This window comes from uncultured Tateyamaria sp. (genome assembly GCF_947504105.1).
Lineage (GTDB): Bacteria > Pseudomonadota > Alphaproteobacteria > Rhodobacterales > Rhodobacteraceae > Tateyamaria.
Genome location: NZ_CANNGP010000019.1, coordinates 1 through 21,389, shown reverse-complemented (window position 1 = coordinate 21,389; position 21,389 = coordinate 1). Strand labels below are relative to the sequence as shown.

Genomic DNA, 21,389 nt, shown 5'->3' with positions numbered 1-21,389 from the left:
CTTGCCCGATAAACTCTCCCCGAAGGGCCGATCTCAGCTGGCGCGTCGCATGCCCATGACGCGCGCCCGCGCCCTCGGGTCACTGTCAAACAGGGCTGCCAATTGCTCTGTCATGGCGCCTGCCAGCTGTTCCACATCCGTGATGGTTACCGCGCGGTCATAGTACCGGGTTACATCGTGCCCGATCCCGATGGCCAACAGTTCCACAGCCCTTTTGCGCTCCACCATTGCGATCACATCGCGCAGGTGTTTCTCCAGATAGTTGGCCGGGTTCACGGACAGGGTGCTGTCGTCAACAGGGGCCCCATCGGAAATCACCATCAGGATCTTGCGCGCTTCGGGACGGTTTACCATCCGGCGATGCGCCCATTCCAGCGCCTCACCATCGATGTTTTCCTTGAGCAACCCTTCCTTCATCATCAGCCCAAGATTGGGCCGCGTCCGCCGCCATGGCGCGTCGGCGGATTTATAGATGGTGTGGCGCAGATCATTCAGCCGCCCCGGTTGGCTCGGACGTCCATCGTTCAACCACGCCTCGCGGGCCAACCCGCCTTTCCACGCACGGGTGGTGAAGCCTAGGATCTCAACCTTCACATTGCACCGCTCAAGCGTGCGCGCCAGAACGTCGGCACAGATGGCCGCAATCGAAATCGGACGCCCACGCATGGAGCCTGAGTTGTCCAACAGCAAGGTCACGACGGTGTCGCGGAACTCGGTGTCCTTCTCGACCTTGAAGGACAGCGGCGTCGTCGGGTTCGCCACCACGCGCGCCAGACGCCCGGCGTCCAGAATCCCCTCCTCGCGGTCGAACTCCCAACTGCGGTTCTGTTGCGCCTGCAAACGCCGCTGCAACTTGTTGGCCAGACGGCTCACGGCGCCCTTCAAAGGCTCCAATTGCTGATCCAGATAGGCACGCAGCCGCTCCAACTCGACCGGTTCGGCCAGGTCCTCGGCCCCGATCTCCTCGTCATGGGCATCCAGATAGACCTGATAGTCCGGATCAGCCTCGGACACGGGCTGCGGAGCGGGGGGCTCAAGCGGGGCCTCACCCTCGGGCATTTCCGCCTCTTCTCCCATCTCCTGATCGGCCATGTCATCCATGGAGACCTGGGCCTCTGACGCATCCTGCGTCTCGTCCTGCGAGCTTTCAGGCGTGCCTTCGGCGTTTTCCTCGTCCTGATCGTCCTGGCCGGTGCTGTCGGGTTCCTGATCCTCTTCCTGGCCTTCCTCGGCCTCGTCTTCCATATCGTCGTCGAGCTGGTCGGGGTCATCCCCCAGCTGATCGCCATAGCCCAGATCGGTGATCACCTGCCGCGCGAATTTCGCAAAAGCGGCCTGATCGTCGAGGATGTTGTCGAGATTTTCCAGCGTCCCACCGGCCTGATCCTCAATGAACCCGCGCCACAGCTCCATCGCGTTTTCGGCACCGGCGGGCAGATCACGCCCGGTCGCCAGATGACGCACCAGATAGCCCGCAGCGGCAGCAAGCGGCACGTCAGAGGCCTGCTTGCACTGGTCATAGCCTTTGCGCAGGGCTTCATTGGTAATCTTGGCATCAATGTTTCCTGCAGTGCCCGGCATGTCCCGCGCACCCATCGCCTCGCATCGGGCAGTTTCCATGGCTTCGTATAGATCGCGTGCCATCTCGCCCTGAGGTGAATACCGGGCGTGGGTCTGCCCATTGTGATAGCGGCGGTGCAAGGCCAAAGCATCGGCAGTCCCACGGGCCAGCAACACCTCTTCACGGGTCATACGACGGGAAACCTGTGGCAAGCGCATGGAATCGCCCGACACACCCGCCGGATCGACAGAGTAAGAGACGTTCAACTCAGGATCATTCGCCATGACCTTGGTGGCCTCGGCGAGGGCCTTTTTGAACGGATCGGCGGGGTTGTCGTTTTGGGTGCTCATGCAGAACCGCCTACGGAATGGTCAGACAGGGTGGCGCGCCCGGTCGCGAGGGCAACCAGCACATCCACATGGATATCAAGCGCGTCGATGACTTCATAGCCCACGTCGCGCCCATCAAAAGCAAGGTTGAGATCGGTGCCAGCCAACACAACAGCTTGTGCCCCCGCATTGACCAGTTTGCGCCCTTCTTCGGTGAAAAAGGCGCGTTGCTCGTCTGTGCAGGCACCAGCCAAGGCCATGTCGGTGTAGGCCGTTCCAACTCCGTCGATATCTTGCGGCGTAACGGCCTTGGTGCGTTCAAGCTGGCCATACAACTGCGTACACATGACGACGCCCGTTCCAAGCAATCCCACCGTTCCAAAGCCATTCGCGGCAAAGAATGCATCAAGTGGGCTTACCGCGCTGACCAAAGGCAATGTTGACAGCGCAACAGTCTCGTCAAAACAGAAATGTCCGCCCAGCGACGTGATGGCCGCGCACTCGGCACCGGCCGCCTTCAGCCGTTCGATGAGGCCAGCGTAAATCCACGCCTGCGCCGCCGTATCCCCGGCTAAATTGTTAGCTAACAAGGTCGAGGCTTCGGTATTGACGATGGTCAGTTCCAAAGGTGCAGCCAGCGCACGCATGGCATCGGTCAAGCGCTGGTAATACGAAATGGTCGCGGCCGGACCAATCCCACCGATCAGACCGATGTGCATCGTTACGGTCCCCGCCCAGACAACGCTGTGGCACAGTCCGTGACAGTCTCTGGCTCCGTCATTGGTTCCGATGGAACAGTGAGCAAAGAAACGATTCCAGCGCCATATTCTGAGCGGAGTCCGAGTGCAGCCTTTCCAAGCAAGTCTGCGCTGTTTTTGTACGAAGCGGCGAGATCCTTGTCGGTGGTTTCGGCGGTCTCATAGAGGGCTATGCAACTCTCAATCCAACCAAGCGCTGTGATGGCATGAGCAGGTGGCGCTAGCGTTGTAACACAAGCAACAGCTGCAATCTGCACCGACCTCATCCCAAGCTCACACTCGCCGCACTTTCCGGCAATTCCTCGTCGAACAGACGCTGATAGAACTCGGCCACTGTCTGCCGCTCCAACTCATCGCATTTGTTCAGGAAGGACAGGCGGAATGCATAGCCTACGTTGCGGAAAATTTCGGCGTTCTGTGCCCAGGAGATGACCGTCCGAGGCGACATCACGGTCGACAAGTCGCCGTTCATAAAAGCGGTGCGGGTCAGGTCAGCGACGGTCACCATCTGCTTGACCGTTTTGCGGCCCTCTGCCGTGTTGTAGTGCGGGTTCTTTGCCAGAACGATCGCCGTCTCAGCATCGATCGACAGGTAGTTCAGCGTCGCCACCAGCGACCAGCGGTCCATCTGGCCTTGGTTGATCTGCTGCGTGCCGTGATAGAGGCCGGTTGTGTCGCCCAGACCGACCGTGTTGGCTGTCGCAAAGATGCGGAAATAGGGGTGCGGGTTGATCACCTGGTTCTGGTCCAGAAGCGTCAGCTTGCCGTCAACCTCCAGAACGCGCTGAATGACGAACATCACGTCGGCGCGGCCCGCGTCGTATTCGTCGAATACGATGGCGGTTGGGTTGCGCAAGGCCCAAGGCAAGATACCTTCTTGGAAATCAGTGACTTGCTTGCCGTCTTTCAACTTGATGGCATCCTTGCCGATCAGGTCGATCCGGGAAATGTGGCTGTCGAGGTTCACACGCACCGCAGGCCAGTTCAGACGCGACGCCACCTGTTCGATATGCGTTGACTTGCCCGTCCCGTGATAGCCTTGGATCATCACGCGCCGGTTGTGGGAAAAGCCTGCAAGGATCGCCAGCGTGGTGTCGGGATCAAACTTGTAGGTGCTGTCCAACTCGGGCACGCGTTCTGTCCGGTCTGCAAAACCTTTGACCACCATGTCCGTATCAATGCCGAACACTTCACGGACCGAGATTTCCTCGGTTGGTTTTGCGTTGATATCCATTCCACCGTCCGCCATCTCAAATTGTCCTTAAGCATAGAAAACGCGCCCCGGATGGGCGCGCTGATCGTGGTGCAACATATAGCCGGAAAGGGCAAGGGGAAGGGGGCGGTCGCCTCGGAAATTGCGCAAGACCTGCACAAGCGACAGATCAGTCTCTGCACAAGTCTTGGTCACATTGGGATCGTCAACAAAGGAAATCTGATCGTGACATGCTTTATCAACCCCTCCATTCGACTGCACAGCGCCATCCTGACCGGCATAGGCGGCGGCGCAACAGCGCAAGCCATGAGCCTGTGGGGCGGCGATTTGGCGCGCTTTCTGCCACCAACATGGCTCCTGACTTTGACAGCTGTTTTTGGTGCGGCTTGCGCAGGCGCCATCCTGGCCAGCGCCTTGGGCCGCAGCGGGTTGATAGGCGTGGTGATCTGCATCTTGGCATGGCCGGTCGCCACCGCACTAGGGGCGGCCATCGCTGCGGTGCCGTTCGGCCTGTCAGTGGCCGATATGCGTTACGGCGTGGCCGGTGGTTTCGTCACGGCCATGAGGGAGGCAGCTCCCCTGGGTCTTTTGGCCGTCGGCGATGGCATCACCACCAGTTGGGTCGTCGCCGCCGTCTGGGTGCTGTCGGCGGCTCTGGTTCATGTAGTGTTGCGTACGGAAAGGCAGGTATCTATTTGAAATTCCGGCTGTCCTTGATCTGATCCCAAGCCCAGACAACCTCCTGAAGCTGCTCTTCCTGGCTGCGATCCCCGCCGTTCATGTCGGGGTGTAGCACCTTGATCAGCGCCTTGTAGGCCTTGCGCACTTCGGCTTTGGTGGCGTCAGCTTTGGCTTCCAAAATCTCGATTGCGCGCTTTTCGGTGGGCGGAAGGCGCCTTGATGCGGCCGAGCCGCCACGACCGGGGTTCTGCGTCGCGTTTTTGCCGAGCACCTGGTGCGGGTCCTCGATGCCCAAGCGTGCCCATGCACGTGCCTCGGGGTCGCCCATGGGCTTGGTCTGGCGTTCCCACACCTTGTCCTTGGACTGCTGGGCGTTGATCTCGGCCTCGGTCGTGCCGTCAAAGAAGTTCCACTTGGTGTTGTACTCGCGCACGTGCTGCTGGCAGAACCAGAAGAAATCATCCAGCACGTCTGGCGCCTTGGGTGCGCGAAACTTGCCTGCTTCTTGGCATCCATCATGGTCGCAAACGCGCGTCGATGTCTCTGACGCGCCGGACATACCCCGGCGTCCGCGCGGATTTTTCTTCTTCGCAGAAGACACGGACATATCGAAACCAAAGGGATCAGGCTTAGGCATGGGAAGGGGTCCTTTCCGACTCAGGCCCACAAGTTTAGAGTCTGAGCGGAGAGATTGAAGGGGGTGTGGGAAAAAAATGTCAGGTAAAATGACGGTTCGGCAAGAAATTGAAGACAAGCTGAGCGTCGCGTTCAGCCCACGCGATATCGTCGTGGTCGATGACAGCGCCAGCCATGCAGGGCATGCCGGGGCGCCGGCTGCGGGTCAAAGCCACTTTAATGTCATGCTGCGTAGCGCTGATTTTGAAGGAAAAAACCGGGTCGCGCGCCACCGTGCAGTACATGCCGCCCTCGGGCCGGAGTTGATCGGTCGCATCCACGCATTGGCACTGGATCTGGACGTCTGAACCGGTTCTAGTCCTTCAGGTCCGCACTCTTGCGTTGTGTTGCAAGATTCTTGAGTGATGTCGTCATACCGGACACCGGGCTTGTTTCTTCAACACCATTGTCAGCGGCCATCTGCGTGGCGCCTTCGCCAGGCGAAAATGTCGCGTCCGTTTCGCTGCTATCGGACGACGCGTCTGCCGAAGCTTCATCCATTTCCGGGGCGTCCGCCGGGGGCGGCAGCAATTCGGGTTCGAATGCATCCATCGGATCGCTGACCGTGCGACGAAAGACCAGAAGGTTGCGCCATTCCGTCTTGGTGCCGGTCAGGCGCGACCGTTCGGTCGAAGGGAGCGTTTCGGCGCGCAGAAACTCCCAGCCATCACCGCCCATGTCATTCATCATCAGCTCAAGGGCATGAGCAAACCGTGCTTCTGGACCTTTGACACCCTTGCTTTTCAGGCCTTTGATGGGGGCGGGTACGACCTTGTATTCCCAACCTGGCATGATCTGTCCCTCTGTCATGTTTGGCGCGGATATATCCGGCGCAGGACAAAGTGGAAAGCCCTTGGCTCAGTTGCGGCGGATACCGATGTTGGCATGAACGCCTTTCGGCTTTGGCAGAGCCGCATGGGCCCGGGCAATGGTTGCAACGCGTCCCAGCACATCTTCCGGCATCGGTGCCACGCGGGGGCCGGACTGGTCTACATGCAATGTCATCGTTTCGCCCGTCGCGGCCAGCCAGCCGTCCGCATGGCGCAACTCCTGAAAGGAATGCAGCCGCTTTTCGTCATGATCCACAAGGTGATAGCTGACGATCACACGATCATTCACATGCAGCTCATGCAGATAGCGCACATGAAACTCGGCGGCATAGGTCGTGTTGCCGGTGCGCGACTGGTAATCGCGACCAAAGCCAAAATGGGCGAACATCTGGTCCGCGCCCATATCGAACAGCACGCCGTAATAGGCCATGTTCAGATGGCCATTGAAGTCGATCCACTCTGGTTTGACCGTCATCACGGTCGATTGAAACGGGGTCTGCATCTGATCTCCTGTCCCTTGTCCAGTCCACCCCGGATTGCATGCGCGGCCAAGGGTGGTAAAGCTCAAACCATTCTTTGAGTGGATACGACATGACCGATACCGTCCGCGCCCAGTACGAGGCGTTCCCTTATCCCGAACGCAAGCCAACGGACGAACGTAAGCGGTTGATCACCGGCTCGCCCTCGCTGCCGGTTGAAATGGATCACTGGCTATGGGGTGGCGCGCGCGACTGGTCACAGCCGCTGCGCGCGCTCGTGGCGGGGGGCGGAACGGGCGACGCCCTGATCCAGTTGGCGCAAAAACTGACGGATGCGGGGCGGCCCTACGACATCATCTATCTTGACCTGTCGCTGGCCGCGCGCCGTATTGCAGAGAAGCGGGCAGGTGTGCGCAAGTTGAGCGGTATTACCTTTGTCACGGGATCACTGCTGGATGCGGGCGATCACGCCCCCTTTGACTACATTGATTGCTGCGGCGTGCTGCACCATCTGCCGGACCCGCAGGCCGGGTTCAACGCGTTGGCGAACGCACTCAAACCGGACGGTGGTATGGGGCTGATGGTCTATGCACCGCATGGGCGGTCGGGCGTCTATCCGTTGCAAGATGCCTTCAACGCCCTGTTGCAAGACCAGCCGCCCGAGAAACAACTCAAAGCTGCCAAGCGCATCTTCGACCGTCTGCCCGGCGCCCATCCGTTCAAACGTAACCAGCGCCTTGTGGATCACAAAGGCGGAGATGCAGGGTTCTATGACCTGCTGTTGCACAGCCAGGATCGCCCGTTCACGATCACGGCGCTGATCGAGGCATTGCACACGTCCGGTCTGGACTATGCGGGAGCACCCGAGGTGATGCTTTATGATCCCACTACGCTGCTGGATGGTGAAAGTGATTTGGACCCGATTGCCGACATGCAGCTGGCCGAAGATCTGCGCGGCACCTTCAAGACCCACATTGCTTATGCCCGACCCAAGGGGCAGGTCATCGCGCCACCATTGGGTCGGCCTGACGCGGTGCCGCATCTGCGTGACATGGATGCCTCTGGGCTTGCCGCCCATGTGGCAAACGGGCAGGGGTTGACCATCGACACGGCAGGCACCGCGTTTCACTACGATATCCCCGCTGACGCCGCGCCATTGCTGCAGCAAGTGGATGGGATCCGCTCGATCGCCGATATCGCGCATTCGCAAACGAACCATGCCGTTTGGGCAAAGGTTGAAATAGCCCTCTGCGGGGCTGGCCTAATGCACTATTCGCGTCTCTTGGAGTAGGGTCGGCAACCTGTCCAACACCCGAACTTTCGACCGGGTGCTGCGTTCATGCGCTGACTGTTCCTGTGAAACCGGCTTACAGCCCGAGTTTCCCGGCCACGATCTCGTTCACGGCTTTTGGATTCGCCTTGCCGCCGGTCGCCTTCATCACCTGGCCTACGAACCAGCCCGCCAGTTTCGGGTTCGCCTTGGCCATTTCGACCTGCGCGGGGTTGGCAGCAATCACCTCGTCCACGGCCGCTTCGATGGCGCCCGTGTCTGTCACCTGTTTCATGCCACGGGCCTCGACGACCTCGGCCGGGTCGCCGCCCTCGGTATAGATGATCTCGAACAGGTCCTTGCCGATCTTGCCCGAGATGTCGCCCTTGCCGATCAGGTCGATGATGCCGCCCAACTGGGTCGGGGACACGGGACTGTCGGTGATGCCCTTGTCGTCATCGCGCTTCAGGCGGCCGAACAACTCGTTGATCGTCCAGTTTGCGGCCTGTTTACCGTCGCGGCCCTCGGCCACGGCCTCGAAATAGACAGCTGTGTCCACATCCGCAGTCAGCACGGATGCGTCGTAGTCGGTCAGGCCGAAGTCGCCCATAAAGCGCGTCTTCTTGGCATCGGGCAGCTCGGGCAGGGAGGCCGCGATGTCATCCACCCATGCCTGTTCGATCTCAAGCGGCAGCAGATCGGGGTCTGGGAAATAGCGATAATCATGCGCTTCTTCCTTCGACCGCATCGACCGCGTTTCGCCCTTGTCCGGGTCATAAAGGCGTGTTTCCTGATCGACGGAACCTCCGGCCTCGACAATCGCAATCTGACGCCGCGCCTCGACGTCAATCGCCTGCTGAATAAAGCGCTGCGAGTTCATGTTCTTGATCTCGCAGCGCGTGCCCAGATAGCTGAAATCTTGCGTTTCCTGGTACTTTTCGTACTGGCCGGGGCGACAGATCGACACGTTCACATCCGCCCGCAAGTTGCCGTTCTGCATGTTGCCGTCGCAAGTGCCCAAGTACCGCATGATCTGGCGCAGCTTGACGATATAGGCGGCGGCCTCTTCCGGCCCGCGAATGTCGGGGCGGCTGACGATCTCCATCAGGCAAACGCCGGTGCGGTTCAGATCCACGAAGGACATGTTCGGGTCCATGTCGTGGATCGACTTGCCTGCGTCCTGTTCCATGTGGATGCGTTCGATCCGCACCATGCGCGCGGTGCCGTCACCCAGTTCGACCAGCACCTCACCTTCACCCACGATGGGGTGGTACAGCTGCGAAATCTGGTAGCCCTGCGGCAGGTCCGGGTAGAAATAGTTCTTGCGGTCAAAAGCCGAATTCAGGTTGATCTCGGCTTTCAGACCCAGCCCGGTGCGCACTGCCTGTTCCACGCAATACTCATTGATGACGGGCAGCATGCCGGGCATGGCAGCATCCACGAAGGCGACGTTGGAATTGGGTTCGGCGCCGAACTTGGTCGAGGCACCTGAAAACAGCTTGGCGTTGGATGACACCTGCGCGTGCACTTCCATCCCGATCACCAGCTCCCAATCGTGCTTGGCACCGGAAATCACTTTGGGTTTGGGAAGGTCATAGGTCAGGTCAAGCATGGTCTCACCGATCTGCATCAAGGGGCTATCGCGCGGTGTAATGCGCTGCTGCAGCGCTCGCAAGAGGGCGCGACGATGCGGCGTCTTTGCAGATGCCTCCCACCGTGCAAGCTGGCACCATGAAAATCGATGAAATTCCGGTGCCACACGGCACATTGATCGTGCCCTTTTCTGAAAAAGAGGCGTATTACACCGATTGCTTTGAAACGCCGGTTGCGGCGCCGGTGTCGCTCGAAACCTTCGTAAGAGCGTTCTACACTCAACCGCTGTTCCAGGCAGAGCGGTTGGTTTTGCGTTTGCTGGCGTGGCAAGCCTCAACAGATGCCGAAGCCGCGGCGTTGGCCGCGGGGATCGCAGACAGGTTTGCAATGTGGCAGGTCTCAGGCCGCAGCGACACCGAACTGCTGATGGCCGACCGGACCGGGCGTACGATGTCATGGCTCATGGCGACAGAGGGGTGCTTGCGGTTTGGATCGGTTGTTGTCCCCCAGCGCACCAAGTCCGGGAAGCTGACCCTTGGACCGGTGTTTCACAGTCTGATCGGAGCGCACAAAGTCTATTCCCGAGCGCTGCTGTCCGGCGCCGTGCGGCGGGCTCAGCCGGACTGAAGCTCGGGACCGTCCTCGGTGAACACCACGCTCCTGCCAGAGGCCAATTCGCGGCGAAACAGCTGGGTCAGATAGCGCAATGCGTCAGCATGGCCGGATGCTGCGAACCTGTTCGCACAGCGCACACGCAGCCCATTGTCAAAGCCGTATGCAGCATGAGCCCATAGCATCGGATGCAACTCGGTCAGGTGTTGGCGCACAATCTGGTCAGCGACCGCTGCAATCTGGATGCGGATATAGTCGGCTTCGTCGTGGCCGGTGGGGGTAGCACCCATCGTATTGGCGCAATAGGCCGCAATCAGGTTGACCGTATGCTGATCCGTGCTGCGCTCCAGAATGTCGTCCAGACCATCCAGAAGGAAATCCAGATCAAGCCGTGCACAGGCTTTGATATCCTGTGCAATGGCGTCAAGCATGACCCAAGCATAGGCCCCGCTCCCCCACAGATCAAAAGTGTGACCAGCGGCGCGGCGTGCTTCAAGCTCCAAACGCTCGTACGTGCCGTGCCAACGCGGCAGCAGATGGGTGCCCATACCGCGAAAGGCGCGGGGGTTTCTGGGATCCAGATTGATCCAGGTCTCGTAGCGTGACACCACGTCGTGGGCCGACCCGCCACGCCCGGCGATCAGGGCGCATTGGGCCGCAGCCAGAATGGGAGAGTCGTATTCTTTCGCATCAAACCCTGCCAGGATGTCGGACGCCCTGTCGAAATGCGCTGCAAAAGCTTCGCGATTGCGCACAGGCACTTCGACATACCAACCGGTACCGCGCCATGCCCAACCCAGATCCATGTGAGCCTGTGCCACGATCGTTGCGATCACGGGTTTACCGGGATATTCGGCCAACACCCGTTCCAGCGCTTCGATACCTTCAAGCAGCGGCGCTTGCGGATCGGGACGGCCAGAAACAAGGGCGTGCTCGGCCGCACTGACCACATCAGCGCGCGCGCCATACGCCAACAGATCCGCAACCGGTGTGCCACCCAGCGTTTTTTGCCGAGCTTTGTCGGTGCGGGTGATTTCGGCCGTCAACCGGCCCCAATCGTCCAGACGGGCCAGTTTCAGTCCCCGCGCCTGGTGCGTGTCCCGGGCGCGTTCTTCGGCAGTTGGATCCGGGCAGGGGATCGAAAGTTCCCCGAACGGTATCGCGGTTTTGGACGGTGCAGGCGTGGGGGACGCATCCTGGGTGCTTTGTCCCACCTGCAGAACGCCATCATGGGCCATGGAGAGAGCCGGTTTCGCGATCTTGCCGCGAATGTGGACCCATGGCGCCTTGAGGCGTTCTGCAAAAGCCATCGTTACGTACCCATTACTAACTACATGCACAATTCTGCATGCCAAATGGGACACAAAAGGGGCGACGCCGGGACATGTTCGCGCCTTGTATGCGATCATTTTCTGGAAACTCGCGCGTCGGTTTTATCAATGCCCGACATGCGTGCAGATTGTTGCTGACGGCGCCACAGATTAACGATTTGGACCTGAACGCTGGCTGGACAGGACGGGCGCGAACCGCGCATATTGGCCGTCATGTTTCGTTTGCGCTTATTGCTGGATGTCGCGGCTGTGCTTGGCACACCGATTCTGTCCAAGGCGCAGGACAGCAACCCAGATGCCGGGATACGCCCGCCCGCCCGCGTGGGCGACGTGCCGCGCACCCGATGGACGCACCAACCGGGTCATATCTTGTGGAACCGCGCTGCCCTGTCTGCGCTCAAGGGGCATGGCCAGTCGCTTGTCGATCTGGTTCCGGCAGACATCGCGGATTGGTGTCCGCGCTACCCGTCTGCAAATGATGATGACCGGCGCGCGTTCTGGCTGGGGTTTATGTCGGCCCTGGCCAAGTACGAAAGCACCTACAAACCCCGCGCCGTGGGCGGCGGCGGCAAGTGGTACGGCCTTTTACAGATCCTGCCTGCAACGGCGCGCGGCTACGGGTGTAACGCGGGCACGGGTGAGGCGCTGAAAAACGGGGCTGCAAACCTCAGTTGCGCCGTGCGGATCATGGCGACAACCGTACCACGGGACGGTGTGATCTATGGCCGCGGTGGGCAGGGCGTGGCTGCTGATTGGGGGCCGCTGCGATCGTCTGCCAAACGGGCGGACATGGCCGGTTGGCTGAAGCGCCAACGCTATTGCGCACCATTGGATTCCGTACGGCCCGTATCCCGACCGAAAACGCCCCCGGCCATTGATTGAACTGCGCGCCCTGCGCGGCGCACACGATGCTTTGCATCCCCCTCCGGGTGCTGCGTTTGTGCGAGGCTCTGCCTCGCGCTCCGTCGTATTTTCAGTCAGAAGAAGGCTCGTTCAGAGTTGACGTGATGCGATCCCAGACCTGCGGGTAGGTGAGCAGGATCAGGTGACCATGCCCGTCGATGAAGGTCACGCGCGCATCAGGCAGGGTGTCGACGAAGCGCCGGGTCGCCCAAGGCGGAAAGACTGGGTCGACCGCCCCGTGGTAAAATGTGATTTGCGCGCCTTTTAATGCGTCTGGATCAGGGTTTGTCCAGCGTCGAAGGTCACGGGTGTGACGTCGGTAGAGCCCGTTCTCGGGCAGCTCGATCCGGTCGTCATTCGCTGCCACCAGCGCATCTGCTGCCTCGACCGTTTCAGCGCGCGTGTCGACATCGGGGCCGTAAGCGAGGCGGCGGTAGTATTCGAGCCATACTTTGCGCGGGTTCAGGCTGCGCGCGCGGGCGGCTGCGGCGACGGTGCCTGCTGCACCGCGTAGACCGGCAAGCACAGGTTGCGGAGCGGGCAGGGCGGTCGAGATGGCGCTGACATGCACGTCGACATTCGGAGAGGCTGCGCGGATGTGCTTGGCCGCCTCCAGTGCAATCACGGCCCCGGTGGAATGCCCGATGAGGTCGATACGTCTCAGATCGTGGGTCTGTACAAGGCGTGCGATTCTGGCGGCGGCGCGGTCCAGAATGATGCTTTCCTCTTTTGGGCGCCCGTCAAAGCCGGGCAGGCGGAAGTAAGCCACGGCCCGCTTGGATGTCTTCATCCGGTCGATGGGGCGCAGCACGCGGACGGACGTCAGCGCACCGGGAATGCCGATCACGACGCTGTCGGCCTGTGCCAGCTCATTGCTGTCGTAGAGCAAGGGATCGGAGGGTGGTATGGTCTGCTGTGCGGCGCAGGCCGTCAACCACAGGCTCGCGACAAGGACCCGGAAGCACCTCATCCCAGTAGCGAGAAGTGGTGACGTTTCACGGTGATCCCACGGTCGGTCAGTACGGTTTCCAACGTGTCGGCGGATGGGGTCGCCTCGAGCGGGACGCGGACCTTGCGCCCCGATGTCAGCACCGCACTGGTCCGGACGGAAAAGTCGAGCCGCGTGTCGAGGCGGATATGGTCGATCTTGTCCCAAGCGATCTCTCCCGTGCGCCGCCCGGCAAACCAGCTTAGCCCGCTCGACGCCAGTGCAAGGCCCGCGCTGCGCCCGGAGATCAGGTCGTAGAGCGCGGGCGCTGTGCAGAATGCGATCAGCGCCATCAGGATCAGTGACGCGTCCAGAAGGACGATGGCCGCCAGGATCAACGTCCACACGACCAACAGCGCCACCAGCGTCCGCCGGTTGCGCCCGGTTGTTTCATATTCGTAAGGCGTCATCGCCCGCCCGTCACGTCAAGGGTCGAGCCTGTGACGTAGCTGGCCGCGTCGGAGGCGAGCCATAGGATCGCCCTGGCCACTTCCTCGGCAGATCCTTCGCGACGCATCGGGACCATGTGGGCCAGTTTTTGCGCGCGGCCCGGCTCGCCGCCCTTGGCATGCAATTCGGTGTCGATCAGGCCGGGACGGACGGACATAACACGGATGCCGTCGGGGGCAACCTCGTCCGACAGGCCCTTGGTGAAGGTGTCGATCGCAGCCTTGGATGCAGCGTAGTCAATGTACTGGTTGCCAGAGCCAAGCCGCGCGGCGGCGGACGAGACGTTGATGATGACGCCGCCCGTGCCCTGCGCCTGCATCCGCATCACGGCCTCTTTGGCGACCATCATTGCACCGATCACGTTGACGTTCATCATGCGGGTCAGACGTGCATGGTCTATGTCGGTCAGCTTGGCGGTCTGGTCCACGATGCCCGCATTGTTGATCAACACATCGATACGGCCAAAGGCATCGTCGGTCGCCTGAAAGATGCGGGCGATATCTGCCGGTTCTGCCACGTCGCCCTGCACTGTGATTGCCCTGCCACCCGCCGCCTCGACGGCAGTCTGGGCTGCGGTCGCGCCATCCAGGTCAGACCGGTAGGTCAGGACGAAATCGTAGTCAGCCGCACCAAGGCGGACACATGCCGCGCCGATACCGGCAGAAGCGCCTGTGATCAGGCAGACGGGGCGTTTGGACATGAAATAACCTTTCGAAATCAATCAGTTCAAGGGGGTATCGGATACCAGTGTGGTGCCGGCGCCATAGATGTGGAAACCGTCCAGATCACCTTTGCCCACCTTCGCACCTGCCATCCGCACGGTGGCATAGGCGAGGGTCAGGTGAAACTGTGCATTGGGCAGGGCATACAGCAACGCATAGTCTCGGCCCGTTTGCGCCAATGCGGCCTCTCCGGCGATATGGTCGATCTTGCGCGTCTCGGCCCCGTCAAGGGCTGCGCGATCCAGTTGATCCAGCAGGAACCGCATGTCATGCGCCAGCGCCAGGATTGCGCCCGGATCAGTGTCCATGGGCATCTCGGGCACTTCGTCCCCCATCAGGGGCATGACTGTACGGGCGACATAGCCCAAGGCCACACAAAAGTGCCCGGCCGCGGTGAAGCCGTCCGGGGCCAGCCGTGCTTCAAGCTGTTTTGGATCGTCCAGACAGGCCAGCAATCGCGGCACGGCGTCCGTGAGCCGTTTCAGAGGTGGGATCGTTGCGTCATAAAGGTCCATGGTCGGCTCGGTTTTGAAGGCAGGACCGGAGGCTCTGCCCCCGGACCCCCGAAGTTTACTTGGCAAGATGAAGGAGGATCAGGCCTCCCGAATGCGCGTGATCATCTCTGTTGTGTCGCGGCTCAGGTCGGGGGTTGATGCAATGCGCTCAAGCTCCTTGCCGATCATTGACTGACGGATGGCGTCATAGCGGCGCCACGTCTGGAAGGCGGAGCACATCCGGGCCGTGGTTTGCGGGTTCACCGGATCAAGCTTGATCAACCAGTCGGCCAGCAAGGTGTAGCCCGATCCGTCCTTGGCATGGAAGCCCGCGTGATGGGCGGCAAAGCTGCCCAAGGTTGCGCGGAAACGATTGGGGTTCTTCCAGTTGAAATCGGCATGTTTCGTCAGGGCCTTGGCGGTGTCTGCGGCATCGTCCGGCTTGGCCTCGATCACCTGCAGGCCGAACCACTTATCCATCACCAGACGGTCATGTTTCCACTGCGCTTCGAACTGCGCAAGGGCCGCATCGCCGCGTCCCGCTCGGGTCAGAAAGGCAAGGGCCGCCAATTGTTGGGTCATGTTTGTCGCCGTATCAAACTGCCCCTGCGCGGCATTGCCGCCATCCAGTTCCGTCAAAAGGGCGAGGGCCGCGTTGCCCATGGTGCGGTGACCGGTTTGCTCTGCGTCGGGGGCATAGGGCGCGTTCACCTGATGTGCCGCCAACAGATCGGGCAATGCGTCACTCAATCTCGCGGCAAGGGCCCGGCGATGTGCCTTGCCCGCATCCCAGATCGCATCCGGGTCGGGGGTAATGCCTGCCTCGTGCAAGTCCGCCGCCAGTTGCGACGCACCGGGCATGGCAAGGCAAAGCGCGCGATAGGCGGGATCCTGGGTCTCGTCTGTCAGCAGGTTGGCGACACCGTCGAGCCAGGCCTGGTTCGGTGCCGTGCCATCCGTGATGTTACCCAGAAGTGACGCCTTGCTCAGGTTTCGCGCCGCCTCCCACCGGTTGAAGGGATCGGTATCATGGGCCAACAGGAACGCATGGTCTGGTGTATGGTTCAGTTCAACCGGCGCCGAAAAACCGCGCAGGATTGACGGCACTGGTTTTGCGCCCAACCCCGGAAAGCTGAAGCTTTGCTTGTCCTTTGTCAGCTCCAGCACCTGCGTCGGCAACACCTCATCCCCGTTTCGACCCAGCAGACCGACCGCAATGGGTATGACCTGGGCTTGTGGATCGGGCGTCGCTGAAGACGCAGGCGTATGCTGTGCAAAGGTGAGGGTATAGGTGCCGTTGTCAAAGCTCTCTGACACCGCCACATGCGGCGTGCCGGCCTGCGCGTACCAGCGCTTGAACTGGGTCAGGTCACGCCCGGTTGCATCCTCGAAGACTTGTAGCCAATCCTCGATCGTCGCTGCATCGCCATCATGGCGGTCGAAATACAGGTCGAGGGCCTTTTTATATCCTTCATCGCCCACCAGCGTCTTGAGCATGCGGATCACCTCCGCTCCCTTTTCATAGACGGTGGCCGTGTAGAAGTTATTGATCTCCTGAAAGCTTTCAGGCCGTACCGGGTGGGCGAGCGGCCCCTGATCCTCGGGGAATTGGCGGGCGCGCAGGTCGATCACATCGCTGATGCGTTTCACCGGTTCTGACCGCATGTCGGCGGTGAATTGGCTGTCGCGGAAGACCGTGGGTCCTTCTTTCAGACACAGCTGGAACCAGTCACGGCAGGTAATCCGGTTGCCCGTCCAGTTGTGGAAATATTCATGCGCGATGATTGCCTCGATCCGCTCGAAGTTGCCGTCGGTGGATGTCTCGGGTGAGGCCAGGACAGCCGCGGCGTTGAAGATGTTCAGCCCCTTGTTCTCCATCGCGCCCATGTTGAAATCGTCCACGGCCACGATGTTAAAGACATCGAGATCATAGGCCCGGCCATAGATGTCCTCGTCCCATTTCATCGAGGCCTTTAACGCCTGCATCCCAAAGGCACATTTCCCTTCGTCCCCGAGGCGAACGTAAAGGGCTAGGTCGACGGCGCGTCCCTCCATCGTGGTAAAGCTGTCGCGGTGGGCAACAAGTTCGCCTGCAACCAGCGCGAACAGGTAGGCTGGCTTGGGCCAAGGGTCGTGCCATTCGGCCCACCCCTCACCATACGCTATCGGATTTCCATTTGACAAAAGCACTGGATGCGGTCCGTTGATGCGGACCGAGAAGGTCGACATTACGTCGGGCCGGTCGGGGTAATAGGTGATCTTGCGGAACCCTTCGGCCTCGCACTGGGTGCAGTACATTCCGTTCGATAGGTACAGCCCCTCGAGCGCCGTGTTCGCCGCAGGGTCAATCTGCACCTCCGCTTCCCATGTGAAGGGGACATTGGGCACGTCGCAGGTCAGCCCTTCTTCCGTCAGAGTGGGTTTGACCGGTTCCCCGTCGATCTTGGCGGAGATCAGGGACAGGTTTTCGCCATGTAGAAAGAAGGTCTTGTCGGACGCAGCGGCGTTTGGTGCAAACTTGATGCGTGACGTGACGCGCGTGGCCGAAGGGGCCAGATCAAAGGTCAGGTGCACCTCTTCCACTTTGTAGCCAAAGGGGGTGTAGTCCTTGAGGTAGATTGTCTGAGGGGCTGCGTCGCGCATGGGGTCGCCTTTGTGGTCCGGGGTTGGGCGGACGGTAGGCCGATGGCCGGGCAGCGGCAAGAGTGTCGCGGGCGGGTTGGCAAGGATGTGTTCACTGCTAGCTTTGCACTCATGACAACGGTGGTGTGGTTCAAACGGGATTTGCGGGTGAGAGACCATCCGGCGCTGGCACAGGCGGCGGCGCGGGGGCATGTCATTCCGCTTTATGTGTTCGAGCCGGAATATTGGGCACAGCCCGACGTGTCAGGTCGTCAATTTGATTTTGTGCGTGAGAGCGTCGAGGATTTGGCGCAGGATTTGACGCGCCTCGGTGCACCCCTGGTGGTCCGGATGGGGCGTGTCGTGGACGTGTTGGCGGATCTGCGCGCCGGTGTCGGACTTGACGCGGTGATCAGTCACGAGGAAACAGGCAGCGGCTGGACCTTTGCCCGGGATCGCAAGGTCGCGGCGTGGTGTAAAGACAATGGAGTTTTGTGGGAAGAACTGGCGCAATCTGGTGTGGTGCGTCGTCTGAACGGGCGGGATGGTTGGGCCAAGCAGCGAAATGCGTTCCTGCGTCAACCTCAGATTGGTGTCCCCGTGGGGCTGACGGGACCGCTGTTGGCGTCGGCTGAGGTGCCGCGTCCGATGTCTGACGATTATTGTCCTGAACGCCAGCGGGGTGGGCGGCAGATGGCATTATCCCTTTTGGGTTCGTTCTTGACCGAACGCGGACAAACCTATCGCAAGGACATGTCTTCGCCCGTGACGGGTGAATGGTCCTGTTCACGGCTGTCGCCCTATCTGGCCTTCGGGTGCTTGTCGGAGCGGGAGGCGTCCCAGGCCGCGGCCGCCCGGCAGCGCGAGGTGAAGGGCACCCGGGAAGGGTGGGGCGGATCGCTCAAGTCCTTTCAGGCGCGGCTCGCGTGGCGGGATCATTTCATGCAGAAGCTCGAGGATGAACCGGCGTTGGAACACCGCTGCCTGCATTCGGCCTATGAAGATGTGCGTCCCAAGGTCCCGGATACCCAACGGCTGGCGGCATGGGAAAAGGGCGAAACGGGTATTCCATTCGTTGATGCCTGCATGCGGTATCTTGCGGCCACCGGCTGGATGAACTTTCGGATGCGATCGATGCTGATGGCCGTCGCGTCCTATCATTTGTGGCTGGATTGGCGGGTGACCGGGCTGCACCTGGCACGACAATTCACGGATTTCGAGCCCGGGATCCATTGGCCGCAAAGCCAGATGCAATCGGGTACGACCGGAATGAACACTGTCCGCATCTACAATCCGGTCAAGCAGGGGAAGGATCAGGACCCAACGGGTGTCTTTACAAGGAAATGGTGCCCCGAACTGGCTTCGGTGCCCGACACCTATCTGCAAGAGCCATGGACATGGGAGGGGGCGGGGGAATTGCTGGGCAAAGCCTATCCTGCACCCGTCGTGGACGTTCCGAATGCGGCCCGGCAAGCGCGGGAACGGGTTTGGGCCGTGCGACGTGGCGGAGCGTTTCGCGAGGAAGCCAGGCGGGTGGTGCACAAGCATGCCAGCCGCAAGGACAGCGAGGGCCATTTTGTCGATGACCGAAGTCCAAAGCGGGGCAAGGCAGGGGCATCCCCCGCCAATGACAGCCGCCAGATTGGGTTTGATTTCTGATGGGGCGGATGCGGAAGAAGGTGGATTTGCCCGAGAAAATATGCCGGGTATGCCAGCGTCCGTTTAGTTGGCGGAAGAAGTGGGAAAAGGTCTGGGACGAGGTGAAATACTGCTCGGACCGATGCAGGCGAGAGGCCAAGTGGAAGGCGCAGCAGTAGCGGCGCCGTACTTTGTCCCCGCGAGGACACGCCATACGATCACGTAACGGGATGTTTGCCGGTCTGTGAAAGTCGTTCTGCATCAAAAGGTTGACCTGCCGAGTGTATTGTTTCACGGATTTTGACCGGTCGGGGCGTAATATGCATGTCGAAGGCAGGCGGTTGTCCCGAGCTTTGTGTAAGACACGTGCACACAACACTGTTACGTTGCCCGTGTTGGCACGGTGCGTGTATGATGCGACGGTCGCGTGGCTGATGCGCTATAAGACTGCGATGCCGCAGCGCTGCGTCCTCTTTCCCGGCGCTTGCTCGAAGTGGTCGTCAGCGTGCCGCCGACATCAAGGATCATGTGGTGCTGCACTGTCGGTACGTAAGGCGTGTCGCGACTTTTTGACTTGGCTGCTGAATCCTTGGAAAACAGGCGGGAGCCCTTTGAACGATTTAAGCCGAACCCCAAGTCCATATCGTTCTGTGCCCGCACTGCGGGACGAAACTCCAATTCGCTGCGGTTGCGCGAAGTTCGGCTTCGAGAGCGGTGACAATGGGTCAGTGCTGGCCTACTAACGAACAGCGGTCCAAGTTTTGCATAGAGGAGTATGTTTGATGATTGCCTATGTCACGGTCGGCGCAGATGACATGGTAAGCGCAGAACGCTTCTATTCTGCCTTCCTACTGGCCCTCGGCTATAGCCTCGAAAAGTACCATGGAGACTTGAGCTACATCCCACCGGCACAACCAGGTCACAAACCGACCTCGCCCGATTTCTACGTAAAATCTCCTTTCGACGGCGGTCCTACATCGGCTGGCAACGGTTGCATGGTGGCATTTGAGGCAAGCAGTCAAATCCAAGTTCGCGAACTTCACGCGGCAGCCCTTGCTGCTGGTGGGGCTGACGAGGGTCAGCCGGGCTTTCGTGCTTCATACGGATCTCATTTCTACGTTGGTTATCTTCGCGATCCTCACGGAAACAAGGTTGCTTTGTTCTGCGACAATCCAGACGAACCTGGGCGCGACAATTGAAACCAAACGATTGCTGACATTCGTGCAGCTCGCAGCATCAGTGGCTCCGGGCTCAAAGCGGTTGTCCACCAAAGGGCGAGCGCTTTTCTAATGATCAACACTGTGCGATTGCTTCCTGTATGAGCAGATCGAAAATCATTGTCTATTTCGCAGCGGTCGCATTTGCCACAATAGGTAACTATGCGTCTTCAGCCGCCAAAAATGCGGTGCCATTGGAACGATTGTTCGAGCTGTGTGAGGCGTATGTGCTCGACGACCCCACAATTGAAGAACTGACAACCTATGTTCGCGACGAAAAGTATCCCGCGATCTCTTACGGGGAAGTCAATAGCGACGCCGGTTTAGTGACGGTCAAAGTTGAAGCTGATGTCAAAAGATGCTGGGTCATGGGCGCCAAATTCACCGACACCAAGCGTATCACGACGATTTCCTGGGTTGACGCCAAAGACAGATCGATCAGTTGGCTGGACAAAAGAGTTGCTGACGCAACCGCTGATGGCTTTGTGCCACTTGATGTCCTTCGATTGGATGAGGGGGTATCTGTATCTTTCTGCATCGGCAAACTGTTGTCGCACAAGATAGCGACATCGTCGGGCGGCACTGATGATGAGGACAGAGCAATGCTCTTCTCATCAGCCATTGAAGGCTATGAATGGCGGGAATGCGCGGCCTGAACAGCCCAAAAACTGCGGCTGAACTGTCTCACTCATCAAGTTAGTGCATGTCGGACTTGGGCTCAAACCAGACCTCCGGCACCAAGATACGCCTACCGCAACACACTCGCCAGAAACTGCCGCGTCCGCTCTCTTTCTGGGGCGGAGAAAATCCTGCCCGGCGCACCTTCCTCCGCCACGACGCCCTGATCCATGAAGACCACCCGATCCGCGACCTCGCGGGCAAAGGCCATTTCGTGCGTCGCCAGCACCATCGTCATCCCGTCATCGCGCAGTTTCCGCAGCACATCCAGAGGTGGTCGCGGAATTTCGGACCGGTCGTTAAGGTGGATCGCATGATGAAAGTGACGATCCAGAATGAAGAAAC

General features: G+C 60.2%; 22 protein-coding genes and 1 pseudogene. 9 read left to right on the top strand and 14 right to left on the bottom strand.

The features are described 5' to 3' along the window. Positions 1–33: 33 nt before the first annotated feature. The 3 genes from cobT to cobS form a co-directional block, all read right to left on the bottom strand. Positions 34–1,911 carry a cobaltochelatase subunit CobT gene (gene cobT / locus Q1A75_RS12760; protein ID WP_299548335.1) on the bottom strand — a complete coding sequence of 626 codons (1,878 nt, stop codon included), beginning with the start codon at positions 1,909–1,911 and terminating at the stop codon, positions 34–36. After that, a complete protein-coding gene (locus tag Q1A75_RS12755; RefSeq protein ID WP_299548337.1) occupies positions 1,908–2,609 on the bottom strand; it encodes an aspartate/glutamate racemase family protein in 702 nt (233 codons plus the stop codon). The genes cobT and Q1A75_RS12755 overlap by 4 nt, the downstream gene beginning before the upstream one ends. A 301-nt stretch (positions 2,610–2,910) precedes the next feature. Then, positions 2,911–3,897 (bottom strand): cobaltochelatase subunit CobS, encoded by a 987-nt coding sequence (cobS, locus tag Q1A75_RS12750; protein ID WP_299200750.1) that lies wholly within the window; start codon positions 3,895–3,897, stop codon positions 2,911–2,913. Positions 3,898–3,903: 6 nt separating this feature from the next. Between cobS and Q1A75_RS12745 the strand changes: the two genes are divergently transcribed. Beyond that, a complete protein-coding gene (locus tag Q1A75_RS12745) occupies positions 3,904–4,560 on the top strand; it encodes a hypothetical protein (protein ID WP_299640074.1) in 657 nt (218 codons plus the stop codon). Here the strand turns inward: Q1A75_RS12745 and Q1A75_RS12740 are convergent. Continuing rightward, on the bottom strand, positions 4,553–5,179 hold the full coding sequence (locus Q1A75_RS12740; RefSeq protein ID WP_299548342.1) for a DnaJ domain-containing protein: 627 nt from the start codon (positions 5,177–5,179) through the stop codon (positions 4,553–4,555). The genes Q1A75_RS12745 and Q1A75_RS12740 overlap by 8 nt on opposite strands. An 88-nt stretch (positions 5,180–5,267) precedes the next feature. Between Q1A75_RS12740 and Q1A75_RS12735 the strand changes: the two genes are divergently transcribed. Beyond that, positions 5,268–5,525: a BolA/IbaG family iron-sulfur metabolism protein gene (locus tag Q1A75_RS12735; RefSeq protein ID WP_299548344.1), complete on the top strand. Its 258-nt coding sequence runs from the start codon at positions 5,268–5,270 to the stop codon at positions 5,523–5,525. A gap of 7 nt (positions 5,526–5,532) precedes the next feature. Here the strand turns inward: Q1A75_RS12735 and Q1A75_RS12730 are convergent, their stop codons facing one another. Both Q1A75_RS12730 and Q1A75_RS12725 read right to left on the bottom strand, forming a co-directional pair. Further along, positions 5,533–6,009: a DUF4177 domain-containing protein gene (locus tag Q1A75_RS12730; protein WP_299548346.1), complete on the bottom strand. Its 477-nt coding sequence runs from the start codon at positions 6,007–6,009 to the stop codon at positions 5,533–5,535. A gap of 66 nt (positions 6,010–6,075) precedes the next feature. Continuing rightward, positions 6,076–6,549 carry a thioesterase family protein gene (locus Q1A75_RS12725; RefSeq protein WP_299548348.1) on the bottom strand — a complete coding sequence of 158 codons (474 nt, stop codon included), beginning with the start codon at positions 6,547–6,549 and terminating at the stop codon, positions 6,076–6,078. Positions 6,550–6,638: 89 nt separating this feature from the next. Here Q1A75_RS12725 and Q1A75_RS12720 point away from each other — a divergent pair, with 89 nt between their 5' ends. Continuing rightward, the gene (locus Q1A75_RS12720; protein ID WP_299548350.1) at positions 6,639–7,817 is read left to right on the top strand and encodes a class I SAM-dependent methyltransferase; all 1,179 of its coding nucleotides are present in this window, start codon (positions 6,639–6,641) and stop codon (positions 7,815–7,817) included. Between the two features lie 76 nt (positions 7,818–7,893). On the opposite strand, the gene gatB is transcribed toward Q1A75_RS12720, so the two are convergent. Further along, complete coding sequence (gatB, locus tag Q1A75_RS12715) at positions 7,894–9,408, bottom strand: Asp-tRNA(Asn)/Glu-tRNA(Gln) amidotransferase subunit GatB (RefSeq protein ID WP_299548392.1); 1,515 nt, start codon at positions 9,406–9,408, stop codon at positions 7,894–7,896. A gap of 119 nt (positions 9,409–9,527) precedes the next feature. On the opposite strand from gatB, the gene Q1A75_RS12710 reads away from it, so the two are divergent. Then, the gene (locus Q1A75_RS12710) at positions 9,528–10,016 is read left to right on the top strand and encodes a hypothetical protein (protein ID WP_299592378.1); all 489 of its coding nucleotides are present in this window, start codon (positions 9,528–9,530) and stop codon (positions 10,014–10,016) included. Here the strand turns inward: Q1A75_RS12710 and Q1A75_RS12705 are convergent. Then, positions 10,004–11,311, bottom strand: coding sequence for a hypothetical protein (locus Q1A75_RS12705; protein WP_299548354.1), 1,308 nt, complete (start codon positions 11,309–11,311; stop codon positions 10,004–10,006). The genes Q1A75_RS12710 and Q1A75_RS12705 overlap by 13 nt on opposite strands. A 234-nt stretch (positions 11,312–11,545) precedes the next feature. Between Q1A75_RS12705 and Q1A75_RS12700 the strand changes: the two genes are divergently transcribed. Continuing rightward, positions 11,546–12,214: a transglycosylase SLT domain-containing protein gene (locus Q1A75_RS12700; RefSeq protein ID WP_299548357.1), complete on the top strand. Its 669-nt coding sequence runs from the start codon at positions 11,546–11,548 to the stop codon at positions 12,212–12,214. A gap of 91 nt (positions 12,215–12,305) precedes the next feature. On the opposite strand, the gene Q1A75_RS12695 is transcribed toward Q1A75_RS12700, so the two are convergent. The 5 genes from Q1A75_RS12695 to pepN all read right to left on the bottom strand — a co-directional run bounded on the left by Q1A75_RS12695 (position 12,306) and on the right by pepN (position 17,532). Next, the gene (locus Q1A75_RS12695) at positions 12,306–13,205 is read right to left on the bottom strand and encodes an alpha/beta hydrolase (protein ID WP_299548360.1); all 900 of its coding nucleotides are present in this window, start codon (positions 13,203–13,205) and stop codon (positions 12,306–12,308) included. Then, entirely contained in the window at positions 13,202–13,633 is a 432-nt protein-coding gene (locus Q1A75_RS12690; protein WP_299548363.1) for a hypothetical protein, read from the bottom strand. The genes Q1A75_RS12695 and Q1A75_RS12690 overlap by 4 nt, the downstream gene beginning before the upstream one ends. Further along, positions 13,630–14,373, bottom strand: coding sequence for an SDR family oxidoreductase (locus Q1A75_RS12685; protein ID WP_299548366.1), 744 nt, complete (start codon positions 14,371–14,373; stop codon positions 13,630–13,632). The genes Q1A75_RS12690 and Q1A75_RS12685 overlap by 4 nt, the downstream gene beginning before the upstream one ends. A 21-nt stretch (positions 14,374–14,394) precedes the next feature. Next, positions 14,395–14,910: a DUF1993 family protein gene (locus tag Q1A75_RS12680; RefSeq protein ID WP_299548369.1), complete on the bottom strand. Its 516-nt coding sequence runs from the start codon at positions 14,908–14,910 to the stop codon at positions 14,395–14,397. 78 nt (positions 14,911–14,988) lie between these two features. Beyond that, on the bottom strand, positions 14,989–17,532 hold the full coding sequence (pepN, locus tag Q1A75_RS12675) for an aminopeptidase N (RefSeq protein ID WP_299548372.1): 2,544 nt from the start codon (positions 17,530–17,532) through the stop codon (positions 14,989–14,991). Positions 17,533–17,643: 111 nt separating this feature from the next. On the opposite strand from pepN, the gene Q1A75_RS12670 reads away from it, so the two are divergent. The 4 genes from Q1A75_RS12670 to Q1A75_RS12655 all read left to right on the top strand — a co-directional run bounded on the left by Q1A75_RS12670 (position 17,644) and on the right by Q1A75_RS12655 (position 21,022). After that, positions 17,644–19,170 (top strand): deoxyribodipyrimidine photo-lyase, encoded by a 1,527-nt coding sequence (locus tag Q1A75_RS12670; RefSeq protein WP_299548375.1) that lies wholly within the window; start codon positions 17,644–17,646, stop codon positions 19,168–19,170. Beyond that, entirely contained in the window at positions 19,170–19,328 is a 159-nt protein-coding gene (locus Q1A75_RS12665; RefSeq protein WP_299548378.1) for a DUF2256 domain-containing protein, read from the top strand. Before Q1A75_RS12670 ends, Q1A75_RS12665 begins: the two co-directional genes overlap by 1 nt. 603 nt (positions 19,329–19,931) lie before the next feature. Next, positions 19,932–20,348, top strand: a complete 417-nt coding sequence (locus Q1A75_RS12660; RefSeq protein ID WP_299548381.1) for a VOC family protein — start codon at positions 19,932–19,934, stop codon at positions 20,346–20,348. Between the two features lie 212 nt (positions 20,349–20,560). Continuing rightward, a complete protein-coding gene (locus tag Q1A75_RS12655; RefSeq protein ID WP_299640062.1) occupies positions 20,561–21,022 on the top strand; it encodes a hypothetical protein in 462 nt (153 codons plus the stop codon). Between the two features lie 92 nt (positions 21,023–21,114). On the opposite strand, the pseudogene Q1A75_RS12650 reads toward Q1A75_RS12655, so the two are convergent. Continuing rightward, a pseudogene (locus Q1A75_RS12650) lies at positions 21,115–21,389 on the bottom strand (hypothetical protein); the annotation flags it as partial.

Coding starts and splice junctions, on each gene's coding strand:
- cobT (WP_299548335.1), bottom strand. CDS start 1,911: ATGAGCACCCAAAACGACAACCCCGCCGATCCGTTCAAAAAGGCCCTC.
- Q1A75_RS12755 (WP_299548337.1), bottom strand. CDS start 2,609: ATGCACATCGGTCTGATCGGTGGGATTGGTCCGGCCGCGACCATTTCG.
- cobS (WP_299200750.1), bottom strand. CDS start 3,897: ATGGCGGACGGTGGAATGGATATCAACGCAAAACCAACCGAGGAAATC.
- Q1A75_RS12740 (WP_299548342.1), bottom strand. CDS start 5,179: ATGCCTAAGCCTGATCCCTTTGGTTTCGATATGTCCGTGTCTTCTGCG.
- Q1A75_RS12735 (WP_299548344.1), top strand. CDS start 5,268: ATGACGGTTCGGCAAGAAATTGAAGACAAGCTGAGCGTCGCGTTCAGC.
- Q1A75_RS12730 (WP_299548346.1), bottom strand. CDS start 6,009: ATGCCAGGTTGGGAATACAAGGTCGTACCCGCCCCCATCAAAGGCCTG.
- Q1A75_RS12725 (WP_299548348.1), bottom strand. CDS start 6,549: ATGCAGACCCCGTTTCAATCGACCGTGATGACGGTCAAACCAGAGTGG.
- Q1A75_RS12720 (WP_299548350.1), top strand. CDS start 6,639: ATGACCGATACCGTCCGCGCCCAGTACGAGGCGTTCCCTTATCCCGAA.
- gatB (WP_299548392.1), bottom strand. CDS start 9,408: ATGCTTGACCTGACCTATGACCTTCCCAAACCCAAAGTGATTTCCGGT.
- Q1A75_RS12710 (WP_299592378.1), top strand. CDS start 9,528: ATGAAAATCGATGAAATTCCGGTGCCACACGGCACATTGATCGTGCCC.
- Q1A75_RS12705 (WP_299548354.1), bottom strand. CDS start 11,311: ATGGCTTTTGCAGAACGCCTCAAGGCGCCATGGGTCCACATTCGCGGC.
- Q1A75_RS12700 (WP_299548357.1), top strand. CDS start 11,546: ATGTTTCGTTTGCGCTTATTGCTGGATGTCGCGGCTGTGCTTGGCACA.
- Q1A75_RS12695 (WP_299548360.1), bottom strand. CDS start 13,205: ATGAGGTGCTTCCGGGTCCTTGTCGCGAGCCTGTGGTTGACGGCCTGC.
- Q1A75_RS12690 (WP_299548363.1), bottom strand. CDS start 13,633: ATGACGCCTTACGAATATGAAACAACCGGGCGCAACCGGCGGACGCTG.
- Q1A75_RS12685 (WP_299548366.1), bottom strand. CDS start 14,373: ATGTCCAAACGCCCCGTCTGCCTGATCACAGGCGCTTCTGCCGGTATC.
- Q1A75_RS12680 (WP_299548369.1), bottom strand. CDS start 14,910: ATGGACCTTTATGACGCAACGATCCCACCTCTGAAACGGCTCACGGAC.
- pepN (WP_299548372.1), bottom strand. CDS start 17,532: ATGCGCGACGCAGCCCCTCAGACAATCTACCTCAAGGACTACACCCCC.
- Q1A75_RS12670 (WP_299548375.1), top strand. CDS start 17,644: ATGACAACGGTGGTGTGGTTCAAACGGGATTTGCGGGTGAGAGACCAT.
- Q1A75_RS12665 (WP_299548378.1), top strand. CDS start 19,170: ATGGGGCGGATGCGGAAGAAGGTGGATTTGCCCGAGAAAATATGCCGG.
- Q1A75_RS12660 (WP_299548381.1), top strand. CDS start 19,932: ATGATTGCCTATGTCACGGTCGGCGCAGATGACATGGTAAGCGCAGAA.